At 36.5% G+C, this 255-nt stretch carries 1 pseudogene; it reads right to left on the bottom strand.

Annotated features, from left to right (window positions below):
* Positions 1–255 (bottom strand): annotated as a pseudogene (locus J3495_RS19580) (hypothetical protein); the annotation flags it as partial.

The following is a 255-nucleotide window of genomic DNA, read 5'->3' on the forward strand; positions in this document are numbered from 1 at the left end:
TTTTCAACTTTTATTTTATGGCCTATTTTCATTAATGCCAGGCTTTTCCACTTTTCAGCCTCAGCATTTAGGTTTAAGTTTTTTTTGCTTTTGCTTTCAGCTCCACTTTTCTTAGTTGTTATTCCGCTCAGGGCTTTGTAATACATCGCCCAGAAATAAGACTTCATTTTTTGGGTTACTATAATTTCACCGCCTTCATTATGAACGGATGCATAAGGCAAAGAACTGCTATAGCGAATCACACCATCACGAATA

The sequence above is a fragment of the Flavobacterium geliluteum genome, from assembly GCF_017948595.1.
Classification (GTDB): Bacteria; Bacteroidota; Bacteroidia; order Flavobacteriales; family Flavobacteriaceae; genus Flavobacterium; species Flavobacterium flavipigmentatum.